A 739-nucleotide genomic window follows, 5' to 3' on the forward strand; every position below is an offset into this window, starting at 1 on the left:
AGACAGCCTCCCAGCTTCCGCTGTTGTTGGTGGTAGCTGTCAGGGAACCGGAAGCATCAACTGAAGCCCCTTGCCCTGCCTTGATTTGCCATTCTCCGTTATTGGCCCCACCTGAAACAGTACCCTGCAAAGTAAAAGGATCAGCCTCACAAACTTCAGTGGCCGTTGTGGTGATACTTGCAACCGGTGGGTTATCGATGACAAACTGTACAGACGAGGAGATGGCCGCACATGTATTGGCAGGATTGTCGGTTGTTAGTGTAAATGTAATGGTGTTTCCAATATCGGTACTTGTAGGACTATACTCAGCAGTGACAGTATTGCCTACGGTAGAAATATTGGACAAACTACCATTTCCGTCTTCTGACCATGTAGCAGAAGAGGCACTTCCTGAGAAATCTCCTGATAAAGAAATAACCTGGTTTTGGCAGATATTGGCCCCGGCCGTTGTTATGTTGACAGTGGCAGGTTCATCAATGGTTACATCCACAGTATAAGAGGAATTGCCACATGGTCCCGTTACGGGGTCAAAAGCCTCGAACTGGAAAGTAATGGTGGTGTTGTAATCAGCAGCAAGAGGGGTATAAGTAGCAGAGGCAATACTTGCAGCGACATTGGTGGCCGTTAACTGTCCGGCATCACCATTGGCAATGATGGTCCATTCTCCATTGAGTGTTGATCCTGTCAGCGAGGCATCAAGGTCAAAGGCAGCATCCCCACAAGTGTTAAAGTTGGCGGG

1 protein-coding gene is annotated in these 739 nt (G+C 48.4%); it reads right to left on the minus strand.

Annotation, left to right across the window (positions count from 1 at the left end; genetic code table 11):
* Positions 1-739: hypothetical protein (locus tag JKA74_RS20670; RefSeq protein WP_201433146.1), on the minus strand; the 739-nt coding region annotated here is incomplete at both ends.

The sequence above is a fragment of the Marivirga aurantiaca genome, assembly GCF_016679925.1.
Taxonomy (GTDB): domain Bacteria; phylum Bacteroidota; class Bacteroidia; order Cytophagales; family Cyclobacteriaceae; genus Marivirga; species Marivirga aurantiaca.